22 protein-coding genes and 1 pseudogene are annotated in these 24,522 nt (G+C 43.8%); 9 read left to right on the forward strand and 14 right to left on the reverse strand.

Going from position 1 to position 24,522, the window contains the following annotated elements; all coding sequences use genetic code 11:
• Positions 1-197 precede the first annotated feature (197 nt).
• From phnW to phnX, 3 genes are read left to right on the forward strand one after another with little or no spacing between them, the layout of a single operon-like run.
• On the forward strand, positions 198-1,313 hold the full coding sequence (gene phnW / locus ONE56_RS19015; RefSeq protein ID WP_423840748.1) for a 2-aminoethylphosphonate--pyruvate transaminase: 1,116 nt from the start codon (positions 198-200) through the stop codon (positions 1,311-1,313).
• Positions 1,314-1,319: 6 nt separating this feature from the next.
• On the forward strand, positions 1,320-2,711 hold the full coding sequence (locus ONE56_RS19020) for an aspartate aminotransferase family protein (protein ID WP_423840749.1): 1,392 nt from the start codon (positions 1,320-1,322) through the stop codon (positions 2,709-2,711).
• A gap of 54 nt (positions 2,712-2,765) precedes the next feature.
• Positions 2,766-3,581 (forward strand): phosphonoacetaldehyde hydrolase, encoded by an 816-nt coding sequence (gene phnX, locus ONE56_RS19025; RefSeq protein WP_423840750.1) that lies wholly within the window; start codon positions 2,766-2,768, stop codon positions 3,579-3,581.
• Positions 3,582-3,804: 223 nt separating this feature from the next.
• Here the strand turns inward: phnX and ONE56_RS19030 are convergent.
• Positions 3,805-3,966: pseudogene (locus tag ONE56_RS19030) on the reverse strand (recombinase family protein); the annotation flags it as partial.
• A gap of 332 nt (positions 3,967-4,298) precedes the next feature.
• Here ONE56_RS19030 and ONE56_RS19035 point away from each other — a divergent pair.
• Positions 4,299-4,889, forward strand: coding sequence for a site-specific integrase (locus tag ONE56_RS19035; RefSeq protein ID WP_423840751.1), 591 nt, complete (start codon positions 4,299-4,301; stop codon positions 4,887-4,889).
• A 108-nt stretch (positions 4,890-4,997) separates the two neighbouring features.
• On the opposite strand, the gene ONE56_RS19040 is transcribed toward ONE56_RS19035, so the two are convergent.
• The 8 genes from ONE56_RS19040 to ONE56_RS19075 all read right to left on the reverse strand — a co-directional run bounded on the left by ONE56_RS19040 (position 4,998) and on the right by ONE56_RS19075 (position 14,742).
• Positions 4,998-5,660, reverse strand: a complete 663-nt coding sequence (locus tag ONE56_RS19040) for a hypothetical protein (RefSeq protein WP_423840752.1) — start codon at positions 5,658-5,660, stop codon at positions 4,998-5,000.
• 121 nt (positions 5,661-5,781) lie between these two features.
• A complete protein-coding gene (locus tag ONE56_RS19045; protein ID WP_423840753.1) occupies positions 5,782-6,156 on the reverse strand; it encodes a hypothetical protein in 375 nt (124 codons plus the stop codon).
• A 139-nt stretch (positions 6,157-6,295) separates the two neighbouring features.
• On the reverse strand, positions 6,296-7,063 hold the full coding sequence (locus tag ONE56_RS19050) for an FRG domain-containing protein (RefSeq protein ID WP_423840754.1): 768 nt from the start codon (positions 7,061-7,063) through the stop codon (positions 6,296-6,298).
• A gap of 437 nt (positions 7,064-7,500) precedes the next feature.
• The gene (gene tdh, locus ONE56_RS19055) at positions 7,501-8,532 is read right to left on the reverse strand and encodes an L-threonine 3-dehydrogenase (protein WP_423840755.1); all 1,032 of its coding nucleotides are present in this window, start codon (positions 8,530-8,532) and stop codon (positions 7,501-7,503) included.
• 52 nt (positions 8,533-8,584) lie between these two features.
• Positions 8,585-9,778: a glycine C-acetyltransferase gene (locus ONE56_RS19060; protein WP_041155828.1), complete on the reverse strand. Its 1,194-nt coding sequence runs from the start codon at positions 9,776-9,778 to the stop codon at positions 8,585-8,587.
• Positions 9,779-9,990: 212 nt separating this feature from the next.
• The gene (locus ONE56_RS19065; RefSeq protein WP_423840756.1) at positions 9,991-12,312 is read right to left on the reverse strand and encodes a putative bifunctional diguanylate cyclase/phosphodiesterase; all 2,322 of its coding nucleotides are present in this window, start codon (positions 12,310-12,312) and stop codon (positions 9,991-9,993) included.
• Between the two features lie 2 nt (positions 12,313-12,314).
• Positions 12,315-13,241 carry a transporter substrate-binding domain-containing protein gene (locus ONE56_RS19070; RefSeq protein ID WP_423840757.1) on the reverse strand — a complete coding sequence of 309 codons (927 nt, stop codon included), beginning with the start codon at positions 13,239-13,241 and terminating at the stop codon, positions 12,315-12,317.
• Between the two features lie 79 nt (positions 13,242-13,320).
• Positions 13,321-14,742, reverse strand: coding sequence for an aminotransferase class V-fold PLP-dependent enzyme (locus ONE56_RS19075; RefSeq protein ID WP_423840758.1), 1,422 nt, complete (start codon positions 14,740-14,742; stop codon positions 13,321-13,323).
• Between the two features lie 526 nt (positions 14,743-15,268).
• Between ONE56_RS19075 and ONE56_RS19080 the strand changes: the two genes are divergently transcribed.
• Positions 15,269-16,189: a LysR family transcriptional regulator gene (locus ONE56_RS19080; protein ID WP_331438395.1), complete on the forward strand. Its 921-nt coding sequence runs from the start codon at positions 15,269-15,271 to the stop codon at positions 16,187-16,189.
• A 15-nt stretch (positions 16,190-16,204) separates the two neighbouring features.
• Complete coding sequence (locus tag ONE56_RS19085; RefSeq protein ID WP_423840759.1) at positions 16,205-16,588, forward strand: VOC family protein; 384 nt, start codon at positions 16,205-16,207, stop codon at positions 16,586-16,588.
• 106 nt (positions 16,589-16,694) lie between these two features.
• On the opposite strand, the gene ONE56_RS19090 is transcribed toward ONE56_RS19085, so the two are convergent.
• Positions 16,695-17,084, reverse strand: a complete 390-nt coding sequence (locus ONE56_RS19090; protein WP_041155823.1) for a cytochrome b562 — start codon at positions 17,082-17,084, stop codon at positions 16,695-16,697.
• 139 nt (positions 17,085-17,223) lie between these two features.
• Complete coding sequence (locus ONE56_RS19095; protein WP_423840760.1) at positions 17,224-17,976, reverse strand: phosphatase; 753 nt, start codon at positions 17,974-17,976, stop codon at positions 17,224-17,226.
• A gap of 389 nt (positions 17,977-18,365) precedes the next feature.
• On the opposite strand from ONE56_RS19095, the gene ONE56_RS19100 reads away from it, so the two are divergent.
• Positions 18,366-19,352 (forward strand): S1 family peptidase, encoded by a 987-nt coding sequence (locus ONE56_RS19100; RefSeq protein WP_041155821.1) that lies wholly within the window; start codon positions 18,366-18,368, stop codon positions 19,350-19,352.
• A gap of 134 nt (positions 19,353-19,486) precedes the next feature.
• Here ONE56_RS19100 and ONE56_RS19105 read toward each other — a convergent pair whose 3' ends face one another.
• The 3 genes from ONE56_RS19105 to ONE56_RS19115 form a co-directional block, all read right to left on the reverse strand.
• Entirely contained in the window at positions 19,487-19,756 is a 270-nt protein-coding gene (locus ONE56_RS19105) for a hypothetical protein (protein ID WP_331438399.1), read from the reverse strand.
• 168 nt (positions 19,757-19,924) lie between these two features.
• Complete coding sequence (locus ONE56_RS19110) at positions 19,925-20,302, reverse strand: PH domain-containing protein (protein WP_331438400.1); 378 nt, start codon at positions 20,300-20,302, stop codon at positions 19,925-19,927.
• A gap of 147 nt (positions 20,303-20,449) precedes the next feature.
• The gene (locus ONE56_RS19115) at positions 20,450-20,926 is read right to left on the reverse strand and encodes a GNAT family N-acetyltransferase (protein ID WP_423840761.1); all 477 of its coding nucleotides are present in this window, start codon (positions 20,924-20,926) and stop codon (positions 20,450-20,452) included.
• A gap of 135 nt (positions 20,927-21,061) precedes the next feature.
• Between ONE56_RS19115 and ONE56_RS19120 the strand changes: the two genes are divergently transcribed.
• The gene (locus ONE56_RS19120; RefSeq protein WP_423840762.1) at positions 21,062-21,916 is read left to right on the forward strand and encodes a DMT family transporter; all 855 of its coding nucleotides are present in this window, start codon (positions 21,062-21,064) and stop codon (positions 21,914-21,916) included.
• 417 nt (positions 21,917-22,333) lie between these two features.
• Entirely contained in the window at positions 22,334-24,514 is a 2,181-nt protein-coding gene (locus ONE56_RS19125) for an FUSC family protein (RefSeq protein ID WP_423840763.1), read from the forward strand.
• Positions 24,515-24,522 lie beyond the last annotated feature (8 nt).

Here is a 24,522-nt window from a genome sequence, read left to right on the forward strand (position 1 = left end):
TCCTTCTCTTCATCTTCTCTCAAAGCCTAGGAAACGCTGACCCTTCCCCAGTTTAACCAAATGGAATATACCAAAATTTATCTACAACTATCCTACATTAAAGTTTTATGAACTTCATTGGTTGCGTATTTACTCCTCTTTTCTTCCTTTGGTAAAGTCTAAATCCAATCTGGTATATACCAAAAAGAGAAAAAAGGATGAAAAACGAATACCTACTGCTGACTCCTGGCCCTTTATCTACTTCAGAAACTGTACGTAAAGCAATGTTAAAAGACTGGTGCACATGGGACGATGAGTATAACAAAGAGATAGTCGAAGTAATCCGTTCGAAGCTCGTGCAGCTCGCAACCAAACAACCAGGTTACACCAGCGTTCTCATGCAAGGCAGTGGCACTTCTTCGGTCGAAGCAACTATCGGCAGTGCGATTGGCAAAGAAGGCAAACTGCTTGTCGTGGATAATGGCGCTTACGGCGCTCGCATCGCCCAAATCGCAATCTATCTGAATATTCCATGCCATGTTATTTCCTCTGGCGAAACATCACAGCCACACTTGAACGAGGTGGAAACAGCTTTGGCTACGGACCCTACAATTACACACGTTGCCATCGTGCATTGTGAAACCACCACAGGAATGCTCAATCCAATTGCAGACTTTGCAGCAATAGCAAAAACATACGGTAAAGTTGTGATTTTAGATGCAATGTCGAGCTTTGGTGGCATTCCAATGGACATCGCCGAGCTCGATATTGATTTTATGATCAGCTCTGCCAATAAATGTATCCAAGGCGTGCCGGGCTTTGGTTTTGTCATTGCAAAACAGAGCGAGCTGGAAAAATGCCAGGGCCAGGCTCGCTCACTGAGCCTCGACCTGTATGATCAATGGCATTGCATGGAAATGAACCACGGCAAATGGCGTTTTACTTCCCCAACCCACACGGTCCGTGCCTTCTATCAAGCCCTACTAGAGCTGGAACAAGAAGGTGGTGTGGAAGCGCGTCATCAACGTTACCAAACCAACCAAAAAACGCTCGTTGCAGGTATGCGCTCTCTCGGGTTCGAACCTCTGGTTGATGACGCTCTGCATTCGCCGATCATTACCTCTTTTTACTCGCCAACACACAGCGATTACCAATTCAAAACTTTCTACACACGCTTGAAAGAGCAAGGGTTCGTGATTTATCCAGGTAAAGTCTCAAACGCAGATTGCTTCCGAATCGGTAATATTGGTGAAGTATACCCCATCGATATTGAGCGGCTGCTTGTTGCGATTAGTAATGCCATGTACTGGCAACAACAGCAAACGCAGAGCTGACACGTGATGACTCAGAATACAAAACTCACTCATTTCCGTAGCGAAGGAGATGTGAATACCACCTCAGCCCGCCAAACGTGGCATGCTTCTATGGATGATGAGCGAACACAAAGCTTACTCAAGCGTGACGCGGATGTTTTCCTGCATCAAGCCATGTCATCACCGTGCCTTGACACTCTGGAAGCAGCGGAAGGCATCTATTTACAAGATGCGAACGGCAAAAAGTACATGGACTTTCATGGCAATAACGTCCATCAGCTTGGCTACGGTCACCCACATGTGATTAGACGTATAAAGGAGCAAATGGCCAAATTACCGTTTTCACCGCGTCGCTTTACGAACCAAACCGCAATTGAATGCGCCGAAAAACTCACTCAAATTTGTGGTGGCTCGCTCAATCGGGTGCTGTTTGCTCCGGGTGGAACATCAGCCATCGGTATGGCTCTGAAGCTTGCTCGCCACATCACTGGGAACTACAAAGTCGTGTCGTTGTGGGATTCGTTCCACGGTGCGTCTTTGGATGCGATCTCCGTCGGTGGTGAAGCCTGTTTTCGTCACGGCATGGGGCCTTTGATGGCGGGTGTCGAGCGCATTCCACCAGCAATATCCTATCGCGGGGTATTTCCTTCTTATAACGACGCATCAACCGAAAATCGCGATGTTCACTATGCCGATTATTTGGAATACGTGATTGAAAAAGAAGGTGGCATAGGCGCTTTTATCGCAGAGACCGTCCGCAACACGGATGTTCAAGTACCTAGTAAAGCGTACTGGAAACGCATTCGTGAAATCTGTGACAAACATAATGTCATGTTAATTATCGACGATATTCCAAATGGTATGGGTCGTAGTGGCGAATGGTTTACTTACCAAGCCTACGATATCGAACCAGATATTCTGTGTATCGGTAAAGGTTTGGGCGGCGGTGTCGTGCCCATTGCTGCCATGGTGACCAAAGATAAGTACAACACCGCCAAACAAATCTCGATGGGACATTACACCCATGAGAAAAGCCCTATTGGTTGTGCCGCTGCGCTGGCGACCATTGAAGTTATCGAGCAAGAAAACTTGCTGGACAAAGCGAAATTAGACAGTGATTTCATTCATGAAAAGCTCTTAGCAATGAAAGCAAAGTACCCATTGATTGGTGACGTTCGCGGTATCGGTATGCTGTGGGGAGTGGAGTTAGTTACCGATCGAAATACCAAACAGCGCGCGTTTGATGAAGCAGAAGCCATCTTGTACCAATGCCTCAACAACGGCCTGAGCTTTAAAGTGTCTCAAGGTAACGTTATTCAGCTTAGTCCGCCATTGATCATCACTCGCGAACAATTAACACAAGCACTAACGATACTTGAAGATGCCATCGCCAAAGTATGTAAAGACGTTAACCACTAAACTAGGTTGCATTAGAACGCCGAGTGCGTTTGGTGTAAGAAAGAAGGATTAAACATGAACAAATCACCAATTCAAGCGGTAATCTTTGACTGGGCTGGCACGATTGTCGATTTTGGCTCATTCGCGCCAACGAGCATCTTTATTGAAGCATTTAAACAAGGCTTTGATTTTAACATCAGTCTCGAAGAAGCACGTGAGCCAATGGGTCTTGGTAAATGGGACCATATTAACGCGGTTGGTCGCATTGCTGCGGTTGATCAACGCTGGAATGAGAAATTTGGCCGCTCAATGACCAGCGAAGACATTGATGCTATTTACGCAGCCTTTATGCCTCTGCAAAAAGCCAAAGTCGCGGATCACGCCGCGCCCATTCTCAACGCCGTTAAAGTGGTCAATGATCTGAAAGCAAAAGGCATTAAAATTGGTTCCTGCTCCGGCTACCCACGAGAAGTCATGGACGTATTGATCCCTGTTGCCGCGGATTACGGTTACCAACCTGACTGCGTAGTTGCGACGGATGACTTACCACAAGGTGGTCGCCCAGCGCCGTTCATGGCTTTAAAAAACGTCATCGAACTTGGCGTATCAGACGTGAAAACGTGCATTAAAGTAGACGATTCTGCACCCGGTATTTTTGAAGGTCACAATGCCGGAATGTGGACAGTTGGTCTGCTGCTTTCAGGCAACGAAGCGGGACTTACTTTAGGAGAGTATCAAGCGGCTGACAAAGCGGCGCTAGACGTGGCTCGTGAAAAAGCACGTGCGAAATTTGTTAGCAGCTCCCCCCACTACTTGATCGACACCATTGCCGATTTACCTCAAGTGATTGCAGATATCGAGCGTCGGTTAGCTGCAGGTGACCGCCCGTAAAATTATACCAATCACAGTAAATAAGTGATCAGAAATAGCGCAGGAAAAATGCTTGAGAACAAGGCGCAATTTTTTGATAAGTAGTTATTCTACAATCAAAAATTGTAACCAAGTTATCGAGTATTTTAACAAGCTAGAATGACCAGTCATTTACTACGATTGGTATTAAATGCGCTCACAACTACAAACGCTCTATACAAAAAGTCCTGCACAAGTTCAGGGCTTTTTGGCTTTTGGTTAGCGCTTCTTTAGTCCGCATAGAAACAAACTCTCGCTCTATTTCTGCCGCAAGTCCGAGAACTGTCGCTGTGATTTTTACTTGCATCGAGCTAACCAATTGCATGTTCTGTTTAGCAATGTACACATCAATACCTTTTGCCATACACCTTTATGAACACACAAAAATATTAGGCGATTTGAGGATCGTAATTCTGACGAAAAATCAATAATACTCCTTTTAGGAGTATTACCTTGAATTGATTGCACCCAACTAAAAAAATGCGGTAGGCAAAGGCCTACCGCAAAATTAAACGACTTGATCAAACGCTTTCTCGAAAACAAACATTCCTAACTTGGCTGCATAAAATGGAATACGTGACTCGGGATCTTTCTAAAGTGCTCGAGCGAGTGAAATAAAGCGAGCCTGAGATTCTTCCATTCTCAATGACGGAGATAGATAAAGCACTATCACACTGCCACCAGCTGCAACACAGGAATATGATCACTCTATTGGTCTATTCTGGTATTCGTAGTGGCGAGCTCTGTGCATTAGCCTGGGAAGATGTGGATTTCGAAAACCGAACCATCTACGTAAGGCGCTCCACCTACGACAAGCGAGGACTGAAAACGACTAAGACGGACAAAGAGCGGTTTGTCGATCTCATGCCACCAGCGCTGGAAGCGTTAAAAGCACAGCGTCATCTAACTTATTTGTATCCGGCCAAAGAACATGATGTAGAGTTACCCGGTAATGCATACCGAACGGAAAAGCTTCGTTTCGTGTTCAACCCTAAAGCTGTTCGCCAGCAAAAAGGAAGTGACTACGACTATTATGGTAAACGTGCATTGGTAAGGATTTGGGCTGACCTTTGCAAGAAGGCCGATATCCCACACCGGAATCAGTACCAACTTAGACACACATACGCCAACTGGGCTATCACCCATGCGAACGTCAATGTCAGCTACCTAGCTCAACAGATGGGTCACTCAGACATTACTATGGTTGCTAAGGTTTACGGAAAGTGGTTAAAAGAGTCAAATAAGAAAGAATCTGATCGAGTTTGGCGAGAGCTGCAAAAGGTCAAATAAACTTCTGTAGCTCATTTTTGGACAGAAGCGCTTTACAGCTGATGCTCTATAGCGTTTCTGTCAGATTAGGAAAAGTATGTTGAGGCCATAGTCGTTTGTTATGCATCTTTACATGCGAGCTGGTAAACCTACATGACCTGCTTTAAATTCTTTTTCAAGATACGTACCTTCACGTAATGAGTTCGCGATATCAGAGAAAAAGTATGATGCCGATGCTAGGTCATGATGACTTAAAGAAAAAACCCATAGATCCATTTTGATACCACGGCTTTTCAGGCGTACTAAAACGTTTTGAACTCTATGTCCATGCTGCCTACGAATTCTTTCTTCCTCACGTGCCTCAGCTTGACGTGCTTCTGTCCATGATTTGTGAATATCATCAGAGGAGTCAACTCGTGACGCTTGCCAGTGGCGTTCACTCCTCAGACGTTCAACTTGAGCAGCATTTTCATATAATAACTGACTAAGTTCCTCACACTCTTTGGCAAGAGCTTCATCTGACTCTTTATTCCTATATTTTTCTTTTTGCTTGCGTAGCCATAAACCGAGGATAGGCAAATCCCAAACAGAGAAAAGCAATGCTCCGAATAAGAATCCAAGTGAGAACCCACTTGATAAATATGAGAGTGCGGGTTTTAAATACGATTGAAGAGCTGAAAGATTTGCGGAATTTACATTAGACGATAACCAATCACTCAAAGCCCAACTTGCCACTTCCAGTACAACCCAAGTGAACACTACAAAAATTAAAGCGGTTTTCCGTTTCGTCATATATGTTCTCCTATTGATGCATAACGCCTTGCTAAGCGGCGTGAAACAGTTGGCTAAACTTGCGAGGAACGAGCATGAACCAACTGTTACACGTCCGTTTAAGCAACTTGTTATATTACGGCTACATCGTTTCCAATATTTTTGTTAACTGACTACCCATTTCTTTTAATTGCTCAACCTGAGTATGACCAGAAGCACCGCCTTGAGGGTTTTTAGAAGCATGCTCAATTGAAGCTTGCATAGTTTCGATTATTGCTGATGCAGCATTAACTTTTTCTAGTCGCACTTTCGCTTCTATAACTTGAGGAGTTGAATCCAATATCGATGCTGTCGATTCCATAATTTGGCTTTGCCAGCCTTGAATAGCATCGTTAACTTGCTTTAGTAATAAAGCAGATTTGTCAGAGTCTCTTTTTGCTTGAACAGCAAACCAACACGAAAGAAGTGTTGCGCCTACTGGAATAAACCAAGTAGTAATAAATTCACCAATTTCCACATATAACTCCTTTAGTAATATAACGCCGCGTTAAGTAGTGAGCAACGCAGACTACCAGCCTTAAACCATTACACCGTAAACACTAAAGCCACCTAAAACCTCAAATGCCACGCGTTGCGAATCTGCCTATAGTCGTTTGTTATGCCTTAGGTACCACTGGTGGTGGTGGTGGTGGCATGATGTGCTGCTGACTTGTAAAATGCCTTTCCTTTAGGTGTTGGCACAAACCGTCAAAGTCCGGGAATAATGTCATATCATTGATACCCATGGAATTTAATTCGCGCATTACAACAGTTCGTTCAGAGGCTGGCATGTCATAACGCCACAAAAAGTCACGCCCCACATCTCTGCCTTTCTGAAGTATAAAGCTTTCGATATCCGATACGTTCGTCGAGGTGGTAACACCCATTTGACGAAGCATTCTCTGGTTTCCTGTAGCATAAGGAACAAAATCGCTAACAAACTGATCTGCTCCCCAAAAATTAGTCGTTGAACCGAAAACCTGACTCCAACCTTCAATGTCAAAAATAAACACTGAAACTTTATCTGTTGATTTAGGCTGTATTGGCGCACTTTTGAACGCGAAATAAGCAGCCACATAACCAGATAGCGTCCAATCTAATAATGGAGTAGGAAATCCATGATGTTGTAGCTTTCCAAGAAAAGTTGAGTACTCTGCATGATTTTGAAAGTTAATGGGGGCTTCAAACGCTGCGACCTGATAATTGACGTCATTCATTATCGTGCCAAAGTAATGGGCAAGAGATATCCCTTTAAATTCGGCATTGCGATGAAATGTTGTTTTTAAATTCCACTCACTGTCACTCTGACCACGATAATAATTTCTTCTGTTATTACGTGTAGCTTCAGCAATCCACTTCTTATAACTTTCCCAATTTTGTTCCATACCCAATCCTATTGAACCATCGCAGATAATATGAGGTATAACGCTTTCTATACGGCTTTTAGCCGCTTTTCATACTCCTATAATGCAGTCTTTCCAATTACAGTTCAATTGACAATCAATAGGTTAATGAGAGGGAATGGATATTAGGTTGCAAAATGACGCATAATTTTAAAAAGCTTACGACGACACTTCATCGAATAGCTACAGGTAAGGCAAACTTTCATCCAAAAGAAGTTAATTAACTTCAGTGATAATAAACAATGGGGCAAATGTGAGATAAGAATTCTTGGGGCTTTTTGGGGCGTTCGTTGAAGGGTGGCTTTCGCTTTTGGGGCTAAATTGGGGCTTTTTTTGGGGCTAAATGGGGCTATATTTTACTGTTTATACATACATATTGCCCGTAAAGAAAAAGCGCCCCTTTCGGAGCGCTTAGAATCTTATTCCCAATCAAGGATAACTTTGCCGGAAGCCCCGCTACGCATAGCGTCAAAGCCTTTTTGGAAGTCATCAACTTTGAAGTGATGGGTAATAACTGGCGTCAAATCTAGACCAGATTGAATCAATGAAGCCATCTTGTACCAAGTTTCGAACATCTCACGGCCATAAATACCTTTGATAACCAGACCTTTGAAGATCACTTGGTTCCAATCGATACCCATGTCTGATGGTGGGATACCCAGTAGCGCGATACGGCCGCCATGGTTCATCGTCGTTAGCATTGAGTTAAACGCTGATGGATTACCAGACATTTCAAGACCAACATCGAAGCCTTCCGTCATGTTGAGCTCTGCCATAACGTCTTCAAGTTTTTGCTCAGCAACGTTGACAGCGCGAGTCACACCCATCTTACGCGCAAGTTCTAGGCGATATTCGTTCACATCCGTGATCACCACGTGACGAGCACCTACGTGTTTCGCAACGGCTGCTGCCATGATACCAATCGGGCCTGCGCCAGTGATCAAAACGTCTTCACCGACGAGATCGAAAGACAATGCCGTGTGTACAGCGTTGCCAAACGGGTCAAAGATAGAGGCTAAATCGTCAGAAATTTCATCTGGAATCTTAAACGCGTTGAACGCAGGAATAACCAAATACTCTGCAAATGCACCTTCACGGTTAACACCGACACCAATGGTGTTACGACAGAGGTGAGTACGACCGCCACGACAGTTACGGCAATGACCACACGTGATGTGACCTTCGCCAGAGACACGATCGCCTATTTCAAAGCCGCGTACTTCCTGACCGATAGCAACCACCTCACCCACGTATTCGTGACCGACGACCATTGGCACTGGAATCGTATTTTGTGACCATTCATCCCAGTTGTAGATATGAACGTCAGTCCCACAGATCGCAGTTTTTTTAATTTTGATCAGAATGTCATTGTGTCCAACCTCAGGTTTATCGACCTCGGTCATCCAAATGCCTTCTTCAGGCTTTAGCTTTGATAATGCTTTAATTTTCATACGGTAACCTTAACTTACAGGCCCTTTGGATGAATCCCTAGGGCCATAAGCCTTAAATAATGCCCATGTCCTTGCCAACTTCGATAAACGCATCAATAGCGCGATCAAGTTGCTCGCGGGAATGTGCTGCTGACATTTGCGTACGGATACGCGCTTGACCTTTAGGGACAACAGGGAATGAAAAACCGATAACGTAAATGCCTTTTTCAAGTGCACGCTCAGCAAACTCGGCCGCGACTTTCGCATCACCAAGCATGATTGGAATGATCGCGTGATCGGCCCCACCCATAGTGAAGCCCGCCGCTTCCATTCGTGCGCGGAAGTGCGCTGCGTTTTCCCACAACTGGTCACGTAGGTCACCACTTTCTGCCAACAAGTCGAGGACACGGATAGACGCATTCACAATGGCTGGCGCAACCGAGTTAGAGAATAGGTACGGACGAGAACGCTGACGTAGCCAATCAATGACTTCTTTTTTACCAGAGGTATAACCACCTGAAGCGCCGCCCATGGCTTTGCCTAACGTGCCAGTAATGATGTCGATACGGTCAACAACGTCGTGATATTCGTGTGTACCTGCACCCGTCTTACCCATAAAGCCAACCGCATGCGAGTCATCAACCATGGTCAATGCTCCGTACTTGTCAGCCAAGTCGCAGATGGCAGGAAGATTTGCAACCACGCCGTCCATTGAAAACACGCCGTCAGTCACGATAAGAATATGGCGAGCGCCAGCTTCTTTCGCGGCAACCAGTTGCTGCTCTAGCTCTTCCATGTTGTTGTTTGAGTAACGGAAACGCATGGCTTTACAAAGGCGAACACCATCGATAATCGATGCATGGTTCAGCGCGTCTGAAATAATTGCATCTTCTTTGCCAAGAATTGTCTCGAATAACCCTGCATTGGCATCAAAACAAGAAGTGTAAAGAATGGTGTCTTCTTTACCTAAAAATTTGGAAAGCTTCTGCTCAAGTTCTTTGTGGATGTCTTGAGTACCACAGATAAAACGCACGGACGCCATACCAAAACCATGTTCATCCATGCCTTCTTTGCCCGCTTCAATAAGCGCTGGATGGTTGGCTAGGCCGAGGTAATTGTTAGCACAGAAGTTGAGAACTTCTTCACCGCTAGAGATTTTCACTGCGGCCTGTTGCTGAGAGGTAATGATACGTTCGGCCTTATAGAGACCTTCAGCCTTCACTTCTTCAATTTGCTGCTGTATCTGTTGGTAAAATGCAGAAGACATTCGCAATTCCTTCCTGGTTATTTGGGCGAGTATTTACTCGTTTCAAGTTTTGAAAAGCCTTTATATGACGGGCGTCATGGGCCATCTACTATCGATTAAGTGTAGTGTAATTCAAAGCAAGGAGGGCGATTATCCCTTGAAGTGGAAAAGCATTGATGAATTTGAGGAACAAATGACACCAATGCTTTTCTATTGCATTGTATTTAAAGGGTTTATAACCAAGGAGTTTGCTTAAGCATTACTTCAAACTCCTCCGCAGGTACAGGACGGCTAAAGTAGAAACCTTGCCCGAACTCACAGTTTAAGTCGTTGAGGTAGTCTACGTGACAACGATCTTCTATCCCCTCCGCAATGATTTTTAAGTTCAGCGCTTTTGCCATCGCAATAATCACGTTGACCAACTCTCGATCGGAATCATTTTCAAACATGTTTTGCATGAAACTGCGATCTATTTTTAGGCGGTCAAAAGGAAACTTCTGCAAGTAACTGAGTGCCGAGTAGCCTGTACCGAAATCATCGATGGTGAGCTTAGTGCCCAACGTTCGCAGATCGTTTAGCATATCCAATAGCTCTGTATCGTGATTGAAAAGGAGACTTTCGGTGACCTCGACATCAAACTTATCAGCAGGAAGGCCAGAGTCTGATAAATTCGTTTTAATGCTCTGAAGCAACTTTTCACAGTAACGGAACTGAACACTCGAGAAGTTAACCGAGACAAACAAAGGCGTGATGGATTGCCACTGCGCGACTTGGATACAAGATTGCTTAATAGCAAACTCGCCAATCTGATGGATCAGACCATTTTTTTCTGCAATAGAGATAAACTCTTCTGGGTTTACAAAACCGTACTTCTCGTCCTTCCAGCGCATCAGAGCTTCCACACCGACTATTTTTTCAGTCTTTAGCTCGATAATGGGTTGATAATACAATTCCAATAGTTGATTCGAGATCGCATTGCGCAGTCGACTTTCTAGATCGAGATAACGCTGCAGAGCATTGTTCATGTTTTGATCATAAAAACAGAAACCATCACGCCCCTCTTGTTTAACGCGATACATTGCCATGTCTGCACATGCAAGTAACTGCTCCGCAGTTTCCCCGTCATCCGGATACACGGACATACCTACACTACTGGTTAAAAAGAATTCTTGATGGTTGCACACCAACGGCTCTACAAATGCGGATAGCACGTTGGAAGCCACGCGCTTCGCCGTTTCATTATCAGGTAGATCAGGCAGTACGAGTAAAAATTCGTCGCCACCAATCCTAGCTAGCAGATCCGTTTTTCTTGCCACTTGACGCAACCGCTTCGCACTTAATTTCAGAATCTCGTCACCCACTAGGTGCCCCGAAGAGTCGTTGATTTGCTTGAAGTGATCTAAGTCAATAAACATCACCAACACTTTTGAACGACAACGAGCTGCTCTTTGTAGCTCAAGCGATAACCTTTCAGAGCTATAACTACGGTTAGGCAAGTTGGTTAAGGTGTCATATTTAGCTTGGAACGCAAGCTCGCTTTCAGAGGCTTTACGACGAGTGATTTCGTTTGTTAGCTTGATGTTTTGTTCCGAAAGAATATCTTTACGCTTCTTTTCTTCTTCTAACTTAATCTTTAGTTCAAGCCTGTTGTTGTTGGCGACAAAGGCGCAACACAAAGCGACAACGATCAAGATTGCAAAAGCACTTAAACCCCATATGAACAAGCGTGAAGTAAAAATATCTCTTGAGCTTAAAGGTTCAAACCAAGCCATTAACTTAAAGTGATGCTGCGGTACAGCGACTTCGAAATAAAGGTTTTTATGATCGCTACTAAGTTGATAATTTTTCCCATGACTCTGGGTTGTATGTTTACTTATTGAGTCCCACACCACCATTTCAACATCATTGATTTTCAATAACAATCGGCTGTAGCTATCTTCATGTTCTTGATTCGTTAAGTGTTCGATCACAACATCTTGGTTAAGATCAGCGACTAAATAGCCTACAGGCTTGCCAGAAAACTCTACTTTTTTAACCACTTGTATGAGTACAGAGTCATTAGCCTGCCTTGCGTAAATCTCTTCACTATACTCTTCATTGAATGTAAATCGTTTTATATCGACGGGATGCGGTGTTGACTGACCGACAGCAACGATGGTGTTGCCATCATTGCCAACAAGAGTGAGTTGGTCATAGATGTTGAGATCGTTGATTAGTTTGGCGTTTAGTTCACCGTCAAATCTGTGTTTCAAATTGATTAGACTTGCTCCTAGACCATACTCGATCGACATACCTGAAGCTAAGTTGGCAAAAAAAGTTTGTACCGTTTTATCGTTGGATAAATTATCAATATCCTCACTTGCAACGGTAAAAAAGTTGTTCAGTGTAGTGGCATAACTTTTAACTTTTAGATCCAATTCTCTATACTGTGACTCTTTCAGCTTTGTTTGACCAACACTTGTAATAGCAATAAGCACAGCGAGATAAATGGCAACCAATACCGCGCTTATTGTGATCGTTTTTCTGCTGGTTATCTTACTTGCCGTTTTCTTCATTGTTATTTTTTGCTGCCTTCAACAAAGTAATCGCTATAGAAATAGTAAATAGATGGATAATACTGCTTAACCAGTTCATCATATGCTCCATCTTTCTTTATTGAACTCAGATATTGATTGAACGCTTCACGCAGTTCAGGCGATTCCTTTCGAAATGCGACCGCCATTCTTTGATTCTCAGACACAGGACCAATCACTTTTATTTCCCCCGGCCATTTTTCTAACGCGATCAAAGTATCTGCTACATCTAACAAAGTACTTTCCGCGTCGTTTTTCATAATCGCAGGAACCATTTCATTCAATAGACGATGGCCATCCGGTATGATGACGTTGGCTCCAGTGTCATACAAATCATACAGATTCGGGTCAAGGCAGGAATGCTCCAGAGCGAGTACATCTCGTCCCTTAATCAACTGCTTAACCGTACTAATATCTTTTTCGATCGAGCCTGCCGGTTTGATAGGTTCAAGCGTAGAGTCTGTTCTGGCCACTAACCAAACACCTGAGGGGAAATAGTCGTTCGAGAAATCGATTACATCAGTTCGCCAGTCAAGAATGGTTACGCCATTTGCAATTAAGTCACCTTCAATGGGAACACTCTCACCTAAGACTACGTGTTTGTCTTTATATTGCGCGTTTTGCCCGGTCAGTTTACCAATCACATTGCTCCACTGGGCAGGAACGTATTCATACTTTACCCCTAGCGATTCAGCGAAGCCTTTTATGATATCAACATCTAAACCAGACAAAGTCTGCATGTCGCCTTGCTCTATGTAAGAGACAAAATTGGCATAGGGCACGCCAATATGGCGTAAGACCCCTCTTTCTTTTATATCTTGCAAATCACTTGACCATGCCGGAGACCCAATGACCGACGACACTAGGATAGTTATTGCCATTAGTGATCGTTTTAGTTTTTTGACTGACATAGCGCGAATCCTTAGCTTCGTTATCCATGTTCCAGTAAAGCGCCCCAACATGGGCGCTTTATACGATGGAACCTTGCCCTTAGAAAGAGTGGTACAGATCAGTAATCGCTTGCACTAATCCCTCCACATCCTGTTCATCATGGAACAAATGTGTCGAAATGCGAAGCGCTTGTGTGTCATACCCATCGTCTTTCTTTAATTTGAAACTCGTGGTGCGAATAATGTACCCATATTCTTCGCGAAGACGGTCACGGAATAGAGTCAAATCGTCTGCGTTGGTGACATCATTGAGTGGATTGAACGTGGTAATTGCACTACTTAGCCCTTTCACATTAGGCGAGTAGATCTGTGCTTGCGGCAAGGCTTCTGCAAGTCGTTCTTTGCATAGTTTACCGAGAGATAGGACTCGTTCTTCAATGCGGTCACGACCAATCTCATCCCACATTTTGCAACTATCAGTAAGTGCTTGCTTCGCCGGAAAGTTATCATTACCTACGTATTGGAGTTGGACTTGTTTACCCAAATAATCTGCGTGAGAAAGCGAAGAATTTATCAACCATAATGGGTTTGTCCTATCCCACCAATATTGGTTCAGTCGTCCGCCTAATACCCCGCCTTCATCTTTACGTAAGTAAAGGATCCCCGTCGCACCCGCGCCACATTGCCATTTATGACCAGAGCCAGCATAAAAATCACAATCAAGGTCATGTAAATCAAGGTCAAACATACCGATAGTATGTGCCCCATCAATTAACGTAGGTACTTGGTATTCTTTTGCCAGTTCACAAATTGCTTTGGCTGGCAACGCCGCGCCCGTTTTATAGGTGATGTGAGAGAAAACGATCAGTCGAACATTTTGATTCGCTTCTAATGCTTGACGGAATGCTTCAACATAGTCTGCTTCAGAGACGTCTTCGTGACCAGTAAACACAGGAAGCTGAATCTCCTCGACTTTTACACCAAAACGTTGCGAAACAACATTAAGTGGAGACGTTGCGGCAATATGCTCATGGTGCGTCGTCAGGATAACGTCGCCTTCTTCAAAATGCAGGCCGTTGATGATGGTACATAAACCGTCGGTGGTATTACGGCTCAGGATAATTTCATCCCCATCAGCACCAAAACCTGGGGCGATTTCCGCTGCCATGTCAGTTACATGAGGCCACGCTCCAAATTTGTTTTGCATGTCCCAAGGATATTTCGCGACCAACTCATTGTTATCATCGTAATTTTTAAGCACATGTTTTGGCATCGATCCTGTAGTGCCAACATTCATATACGTTGTACGACGGTCCAATACGAACTCTCTTTTCACTCGGCGCCAAAATTGATCTTCATTGTGATGTCCTGAGTGATTACCTCTCCAGCCATGTCCATGGCCTCGAGCTTGTACCGCGTTAGAAAAAGTAGATGCTGTGACACCTGCGACAACTGCGCCCGTTGCGCCTTTCAGAAACTGACGGCGGCTACGATCTGTCTGAGGTTTTTCCTTGATGCTCATGTATAAATCCTTGTCGAATATTAACCATGTTACTAATTATGATAAGCGTAACTCTCTGTTACTAAACTAGTATTACTTATTAAAACAGCAGTTGGACGTACCCAAACGCCATTAGGTGACCTTGCTTCCAATTTTAGGAGGGTTCCCTTAAAAAAACAAAACTCACTCACCTTTATACACAATTAAAACCATACAGAATAATCACTTATATACATGTTAGGCATGCAAAGTTTAGAATTACTCATACCTTAGTTTATGATTGCATTTCGTTGATGCTTTTTCATTTTAACGATTGAGACTATTTAGTTAGCTGAGTTCACGTTAATCAAATATCACAAGTAGCACGCAACACCCGAGCTACAAGTATGTAATACTAGTAATCTATAGAAAGAAATGGAAAAGCGGTTTATCGATAGCGCTGACTCGCGCATAGTCTGCGACCGCGTGAGTGCTAGCTGATGGACTTGAACCAAAGTACATTGTGCCGGACAATACGCTATATTCTACCGTCTAGATCTGACAATTTATGGTCAACCCAAAACTCATCGCGTTACTTCCTGATCTTGCTTCATTTATCCTAGTCGTGAATGAAGGGAGCTTCACCGCCGCCGCCAAAAAGCTCGGGGTCACGCCTTCCGCATTAAGCAAATTGATCACCCGGCTTGAGCACGCGCTATCGGTTAAACTGTTTGAGCGTACAACGCGCAAATTAGTCATTACGCAAGCAGGACAAAAGGTGTATGACCAAAGTATTGCCATGGTTAATGCGGCACAACAAGCCGTTGAGTTATCAGCTGAAGATCATACAGAACCAACTGGCACATTAACGGTAGCGGCACCAGAAGCGTTTTTGAACTCGGTGCTCCAACCCTTCGTGTTGCCCTTTCTAAAACGTTACCCAAAGATCCAATTACGATTACGTGCAGCCGATGGTGAGATAGACCTTTTTCGACAGGGTGTCGATGTCGCATTTAAACTGACCGATAAACCCGACGAAAATCTGGTTTTGAAAGAAATCAGAAAAACCAACTTGGTGCTTTGCGCTTCACCTAGCTATCTTGTTAAATACGGTATTCCTGAACACCCAACACAGTTAGAACAACACGAGTGCATCTACCTAGCCGAAAACGAAACCGATAACATTTGGTCTTTTTTTAAAGATGAAGTATTTCATTCTATCCAAGTCACTGGACACTACGCAGTCAACCACTCTCAAATGCGCTTGAATGGCGTAAAAGATGGCTTAGGCATTGGAATTTTTCATGACTTTGTCATCAAAGAAGCATTAAGCCGTGGAGAAGTCGTTGAAGTACTTTCTGACTGGATGATCAAGAGTAACTATCATGGTGCAATCGCCATGCAATATGCACAAACCAAGTATATGCCAGCGCGTTTACGCGTGTTTATTGACTTTGTGAATGAGCACTTGGTAGCTAAGGAAAACTGAAGCTAAGGAAAACTAATGTTTAATGCTGTCCATCACGTTGCGATTATTTGCAGCGATTACTCTACATCGAAAAAGTTTTACACAGAGGTGTTAGGCTTAACCATTGTTGCAGAAAACTATCGCAAAGCGCGGGATTCATACAAGCTCGACCTCGCCTTGCCTAACGGTACACAAATCGAGTTATTCAGCTTTCCGGATGCGCCCAAAAGGCCAAGCTTCCCCGAAGCTCAAGGTCTGCGACATCTCGCTTTTCACGTGGACAACGTAGAGCAAGTCAAACAATATCTCGAATCAAAAAATATCGCCGTTGAGCCTATTCGCATCGATGAATTTACTGGCAAGGCGTTTACCTTTTTTCAAGACCCAGATGGTTTGCCACTAGAGGTCTATCAACGATGAGACGCCATCGCTTATACGTAAATGACAGGCATGAAAAAGCCCGCTGATTATTAATCGCGGGCTCAAAACATTCTCTTCGCTGATATGCTACGTTTACGCTATTCGCCTAACCAAATAGCTTACTCCAAATGCTTGGATTACGTTTATCATGATACTCTTCGCGCAGTTGATCTATCTGACGCAGCTGCTCTTTTGCTTTGTCTAGGTTTCCCGCGTCTAACTCAGCATCGATTTTATCTAAGGTAACGGTAAGCTTATTAAAGCCCTCTAGATACGTGTCAAACTTTTCTGGTGGGTAGTTTCCGCGCTTAGATTGTTCAATGACATTTTGCATATTGTCTATCGCTGACTTCATGGTTTCCACATCAGACGCTTCCGCGGCTTGTTTAAAGTCCATTTTCATCTGCTTCATATTCTGCTTTAAATCTACCGCTTCTGCCGCTGCATAACTTGAGCCCAACGCGATGACACACCCTAGCATTAAAGGACGTAACATTTTTATTTCTCCGCTTTATGATTTTATCTACCGAATTCTGTGTCGGCTTGGTAGCTCAAGATTTATAATTACCTGAGCGATTGAGTCCGTCAGTGTAAACAATAACAATGACATGACATAGGAAAAAATGTAATCAAGTTTATTCGCTGAAAGCCGCATTCAATTCTTCAATTTGCTGACGTCCACGCAATGCTAGGAACGACAAAAATTGCTTAGAAGTGTGAGTAATCACTTTGTTGGGATCAACGCCAATCTCATCCATAAGTTCTCCCACTAATGTAAGGTTACCGACATCATGACAAAAGTGAGCATCACTACCAGTAGTAAAGAAAACACCTAATTCTTTGCCTATTTGCGCAATATCAAAGCAGCGCTCAACACTGCCGACGCGACTGTTACCCTTGAGTGTGGTGTTATTAATTTCAATCGCGACGTTGTGTTTCTGCGCACATTGCAAAACCACTTCAAAATCAAAGTCAAAATTCGGATTGCCTAGATGACCCAGTGCATCTACTCGTCCGCCTTTTATGACATTCAATAACGCTTCAGTATGCGTTTCTTTATTCGCTGGAGTAAACACTGGCTCATGAAAGCTCGCGATTACCCAATCAAGATTACGGTCAACGCTGCTTGGAATATCAATCTCACCTTCTGCGTTAATAATATTAGACTCGACACCGCGAAGAATCGCTACCCCCTCTAAGAAGCGAGGTAAAATTTTTTGGTTGGAGAAAAACCAATAGTGAGGCGCGCCCGGCATCGACTCTGCGTGGTCCGTAGTACAAAACATTTGTAAACCGTTTTCTTGCGCGAGCTTAGCGTTTTCAATCAAGGTACTGTAAGCGTGACCGCTCGCGTACGTATGGGTATGGGTATCAACCTTAAATTCCATTGTCGAATCTCTTGAATACGTAAATAAGTGAGTATTGTATACCCAAGGAGTACAGAGATGTAAACGGGCAAGCAGAATCAACAGTATCCATGCCCAATCATTTCGGCGGACTTAAAACCATAGGTACTGTATGGGCTTTAATGAAGATGTTATGTAACTTGATGTTTAAAAACGTCCGAATGCCTCACAAATTAGCGTTACTTAGTGCACCATGAATACAAAATCGATTGAGTAGCAAGGGTGATCCATTCAAACTTATTCCTACTATAATTTAATATTGCTACAAGTCACTGATTCTCGGTCTGCGCACTTAGCCAGCGAATAGCGTTGCTTAACGGCATTTAGACTGGGGTCAATAACGTGACGTACGATTCTCAAAGGTATGGGTTATGAAGTTGTTGAATGTATTAATCACTGGCGTATGCCTTCTAGCAACCACCAGCAGTGTTGCCCAAGACTCGGCCACAGACAGAGACCTCTCTCCTGCAATCATAGGCGGTCAGCAGGCTTCACCGAATCAACTGCCTTTTTTTGCCCGGTTGATTATCCACACAATGGGGTCGAGACAATTTTTCAATATTTGTGGCGGCTCAATTATCAATGACCGTTTTATATTAACCGCTGCACATTGTGTCGAAGATAGCGTGTTTACTGATGGATGGACCAAAGACGACCTAAATGTATTGGTTGACAATCCAACCATGGACAATGTTTCTGTCGATGAGTTTATCGATGTTAAATCAATCACTCTTCACCCAAACTACGATGCAAGCAGACTTTGGCTGAATGATATCGCGATACTAGAGCTTTCCAAGCCGATCACCGCCAACGTCCAATCCATTACCTTGCCACAAGACTTTGGTGACTACAGTAACCGTTCGGTTTATCAAATCTTTGGACTCGGTCAAACGTCAACCGAAGACACTGGTGGACCGAATTATTTGCGTTGGGCCGAAGTTCAACCGCTTACCGACTCAGAATGTTCTGCACTGGTAAACGGATATAACGCTGAAGAGTCCTTGTGTGCCAATGGGTTTGAAGACAGAGACTATACTGGGGTTTGCCGAGGAGATTCTGGTGGTCCACTCACGTATAAAGATGACAATGGCAACTACCAACAAATCGGTGTGGTTAGCTACGGTTCAACGGTTTGTGAGAATCCTTCTTTCCCAAGCGTTTTTTCTGAATTATTACACTATACGTCATGGATTGAAGCGCAAACCAGCGCCGGCCAAAAAACCGAATATGACGAGACTTCAGACAATAACGATTCAAGCTCTTTAAAAAGCGGTAATGGCGGTGGAGGCTCCATCGGTGCGGGAATGCTTCTCTTCTCAGTTTGTGTCGGTTGGTGGCGCAGACGACGTCAGCAGTAATTTGTAGGCTTGTGAGCGTGCGTTATGTATATACCACGCTCTTTATACCACTATGTTTGTGATTGAAAGTGTGTGATTGAACGTGTGCGGTTGAATACGCGAATCGACGAATAAACCTTTGACTAAACAACGACTCAACGCGTGTAAACTGAACTACTATTATCCAGAGTTCTAAATCCGATTTTTAAGATCAGGTTGCTTAACACCTTATTAAACAGTTCTAATTCAGCCGTCACGCTCTCTTGTTGTTTACGCGTGGTAAGCTCGGGGAATATAGATATCGCTTCCTTTTCAATTGCAGCCAACTCTTTCGTGTTGATGGTTTGCTTGTCTACCAGCTTGGCCACAATAAAACTTTCATAAGTTCGCGCGCACTTCATCAATCGAAAAGCAAATTCATTCATTATCATCGCTCTTTTTTATATCATTCTCGTGGGAGTCTCACCGAATCTATTAGTGAGCTTACTTTATGAAATATAACAGTAATTCACAAAACTCGTTGTAGGAATATTCCCAAAGTCTGGTGAGGCTGGATCTTAAAAAGAGCGATTAACGCATGAGTTGACTTTAAGCTAACCGAGCACGTGCTCACTGATGATTCGATTGAAAGCGACCAAGTCAAACGAACCTTTTATCTCGAAACGGACACGCCCTACGCCACTAATGAAAAACTCTATCTCGCAGTCCAAATCAAACGAGCCAGACGACTCCACTGAAAATGCACTGATTTTGCTGTAAGGAAGCGATGTATAATCTACTTTCGAGCCCGTTAGACCTTGAACATTTGCCGCTATCACTCGCTTGTTGGTAAACACCACTTGATCTCGAACGGTCTTGAAGCCAGCAAAGACTTCTTCACCATCAATGAGAAACTTATGAAAGTCATCTCGTACCTTTGTTACTTCAATTGGCTTGAGCTTAAAAACAGACGAGTTTTCAAAATCGATCATAATTTTTCCTTTTAGTTTTAGTTTTAGGTTTAGTTTTAGTTTCAACGGTTCTCTGTGTCATTGCTCTCAGGATAAAGGATAGCAACGGTCAAAGAAGGAATTGTTTCAATAGTTAGCTGCGCTACTGGCGACCGAATGGCTGCCGAATTATTGCTCAAGCTCGCATTTCATGATGTGCTGAGGACCAACTGGGCCTCCATAATACAGCTGTCCCGTATCCTCGAAACCAGATTTAAGATAACACTGATAGGCAGCAATATTGCGACAGTTTACGGTTAGATAGAGCGAGTCAAAGGTAGGGAACTGCCGTTTAGCATAGTCAGCCAATTGGTAGAGCGCTTTTTTCGCAATGCCTTGCCCTTGAAACCGCTGATCCACCAGCAAGGCACGTACACCAATCGCGTTCTTAGGGCTAAAATCGTAATGGTCTGCATACCCTAAATCCATCACAAAGAAGCCGACGACCTGCCCATCTTGAATTATCAAATGGGGGATTTCATCAGACGTAACGCAGCTCAGCATCTCCCCTATATCAGAAACCGTGTAAGCTAACTGCTCGTCAAACACACTGAGCGCACATGCTTGATCGTGCTGAAGAGGCGTGTACTTCTCGATTGAAATCATAGTCTTCCTTCCCTATGCTATCTAATTAGCATGACTAAAGTGTAACACCAGTAAGTTTTGTTACTAGAGCATTGTCAAATAGTTGAATGACGATAACGCCACATTCGCTCGATACACCAACAATTAGGGGCAAGGATGTTAACCTTTCTACTCACACTGATCGTCATGTTCGCCTTTGCCGCAAATTCTCTGCTCTGCCGTTTAGCACTGGCAGACGGTTTGAGCGATGCAGGCAGTTTTACATTTATTCGCCTAATTTCAGGCGCCGTTACCTTAGTTTTTTTCTTGATTATGTGGGGTAAATTGCGCACTGAAAAGCCCAATAATCGATTCATCCTATTTTCTGGCTGCTCGTTATTTGGTTATGCGGTCCTTATTTCTTATGCTTATTTACAACTCTCCGCGGGCACTGGTGCATTGCTGCTGTTTGGCGCGGTACAGCTTACCCTTCTCACTATGTATTGGTGGCAAGGCGAGCGCTTTAATCGATTAGAAGTGCTTGGAATCGCGTTGTCCATACTCGGGTTTGTGTGGTTAATGCTCCCCTCCGCGACTCGCCCAGATATTTGGTCTTCATTATTAATGATAGTATCCGGTGTTTGCTGGGCCGTTTTTACTGCACTCAGTAAACAAGCACCCTCTCCAAGTAGTGGCATCACTTGGGGATTTATCTCCGCTTCTGTCATCAGTGTGGTTGTGTCTCCCTTGCTGCTGTCTTCACTGCAAGTTTCTAGTGAAGGAGCCCTGCTTGCGGTCGTATCTGGATCACTGACATCTGGGGTTGGCTACTTACTGTGGTATCAAGTGATGCAGAAGCTTTCTCTGCTTCAAGCTGCTATCAGTCAACTCTCCGTCCCGGTAATTACTTTGCTTCTCGGCGCAATGTTTCTGGAGGAGTACTTTTCTTTCCACGCTATTATGACAAGCTCGATGGTACTCGGTGGTATCGCGTTAGTCTTTGTATCTCGTTCTCAGAATACCACCCCTTAACCCGCCGAAAACATTTCAATAAAAACAAAACTTTCCCATAAACTGCGAATTCATGATCTATGCTTTTTATGAGCATATGTGCATTAACAAATATCAGACTAGAGACTTAGAAAACACGTTTGATAAACGTGCCCTGGTGAGTGTGTATTCTTCCGCAGTAGCGATAATGTCTTACATGTGAGAATTCATGATATTCGCATTTTTGGCTCTTTTTATCTAAAACTGAGTCATACCAAGGGCTAGAGCCTCGTTGACCATTCTGTGCGCTAAGAATCCTGACAATAAGTTTACAAAGCCCATTATTACTATCGATACATTCCGCACACTGGAGACAGAACGACATTCTAAACTTACAAATTAATTAATAAATTCATCATTTTAGAGAAAAAACGATAAGCCCGAGCAGACTTTGACACTATGAATGATAAAATCAAATTCTCCATAAAAGTATCGCTTAGCCTCACGCTGGCTTACTTGGTCCCTTTTGCGATGGGCTGGCCCCAAGCCTCCACGGCCGCGACCACAGTAATGCTTATCGCTTCGACCGGAAGTCGCAGAGAATCTCTCGCGAAGGGAACGTTACGTGTGCTCGGCACGATAGCGGGTGCCGTTGTCGGTTTGCTGCTTGTCGGATGGTTTGCTCAAGATCGTTTTCTATACATGCTGAGCGTATCCATTGTCGTTTCATTCATATTTTACTTCCGCAACGCCTACCGAAAAGATCCAACTTTGCTCATGCTGACTGGCGTTATGACGCTCATGATGTCCAACGGGGGAGATGCGGAAGGCGCATTTCTTTACGGTATCGATCGCGCCTATATGACGGTGTTTGGTGTGGTGGTATACACGCTCGTCGGGACATTTTTATTCCCAACCAAAACAGAGCAAAACCTCAGACAATTGACAGAGCAGCTAAACCAAGCTCAGCAAAACTTATTCAACGCGATTGTGCAGAACTTTACTCAACAAGTCGATCATACTGTAGAAGATGGCAACCCAAGCGAAGAGGCAATGACGTTGGACACCCCTGCTCCTCAACTTAACCTCGATGAACTTCTTGATAAGGTATTTGTCGCGCAAAATGCACTAGAGCAACGCTTTAATACCGTGAGTGCGGAATGCAGTGACGTTTCGGCTTATTTGAAAGAGTGGCGCTTATCGCTGCATCTTAGTAAACAAGTGACTCAGCAATTGACTGTTGCGGCTCGCAGTAAGTTTAGTCACCAAGAAGCGCTAGAATTCATCAATAACTTTGATCAAGCGAAGAATGAAATCAATGCCCTGTTTGATAGCTGTCACCAAGCTTGGGATGACAAAGCGAACCCTGACAACACTCAACCCTTTAATGTTGACTATAATCATGAGTCCCTAGACAACAAACCTCACCTAGCCAAAGGTTCGGCATTAACATTGGGGTACCTATTGGAGTCCATGCATCAGCAACTTTCTCGTCTAGCAGAAACTATTCGTTGTATCGACTCGGTAACCCATAGTGTTTCGTTTGATATCCAACTGCCTAAAGCAAATGGTCAGTTCTTGTGGTGGGATGCGGAAAATTTCAAAACTGCGGTAAAGACCTTCGTCACCTATTGGGTTGCAGGGTTAATCTGGATTTACCTTAATCCTCCAGGCGGGTATTCATTTGTGGTTTTCTCAACCATCTTCATGTCCTTGCTCTCTTTTGTGCCAGTCCATCCCATATTGCTACTTGTTCTGTTTACGTTTGGTTTCTTGTTTGCGGTGCCCTCTTACGTATTTATTTTGCCGCAACTGGATCTCGGGTTAGAGCTGGGACTGTTTATCTTCATCTATACCTTTATTGGGTTTTACCTATTCAATGGTCCCATCACCATTTTCTACATGATCGGACTGTTCGTTCTCGGCTTAGACAACACAATGACGTATCACTTTGGCATTATGATGACGATCATGACCTTGTTCTATATGGTTGTATTTATGATCATTTTTGCTCACTACTTTCCATTTAGTTCAAAGCCAGAGCACCTTTTTTTAACGGTGAAAGAGCGGTATTTCCGGCATACTCGTAGCCTGCTTGCAATCTATCAAAAGCCGCCAAACCGTCACTTTACGTCTTTGAAATGCGCTCTACATCTTGTGACGCTTAATGTGTCTGCGCACAAGCTCAAAGTGTGGGGTTCAAAAATCAATCACAAGCACTTTGATAAAACCACTCCGCAAGCCATTGCTGCGTTCAGCCACGCTTGTGATGTGCTGAGTAATCACATCAATACGTTAATGTCGGCCGAAAAGAAATTGGCGATGAACCCCCTTATCACAAAGCTTCGTCAAGAGTATAGCGACAATATTATTCCATTGATGGCAGGCTCGTTAGCCAGTCATCAGATAACCGAAGAACTCGATTCCGTGTTTGAGCAATACAGTCAAGATTACCAAGTCTTGGAAGATAAATTGGAAGGCTTTTTTAGTGAACTTGATTTATCTGACTACGCTTATTCAGAGATAGCGGATTTTTATATCTTGCTGAATTTAAAACGGAACGTGTTCGAAGCAATCAAACATTGCAAGCAGACCTATGAGGATATCGATTGGGTGAACTTACGTCAGAAACGGTTTTAAAGGTGAAG

This window comes from Vibrio mytili (genome assembly GCF_049563345.1).
GTDB classification, from domain to species: domain Bacteria; phylum Pseudomonadota; class Gammaproteobacteria; order Enterobacterales; family Vibrionaceae; genus Vibrio; species Vibrio mytili.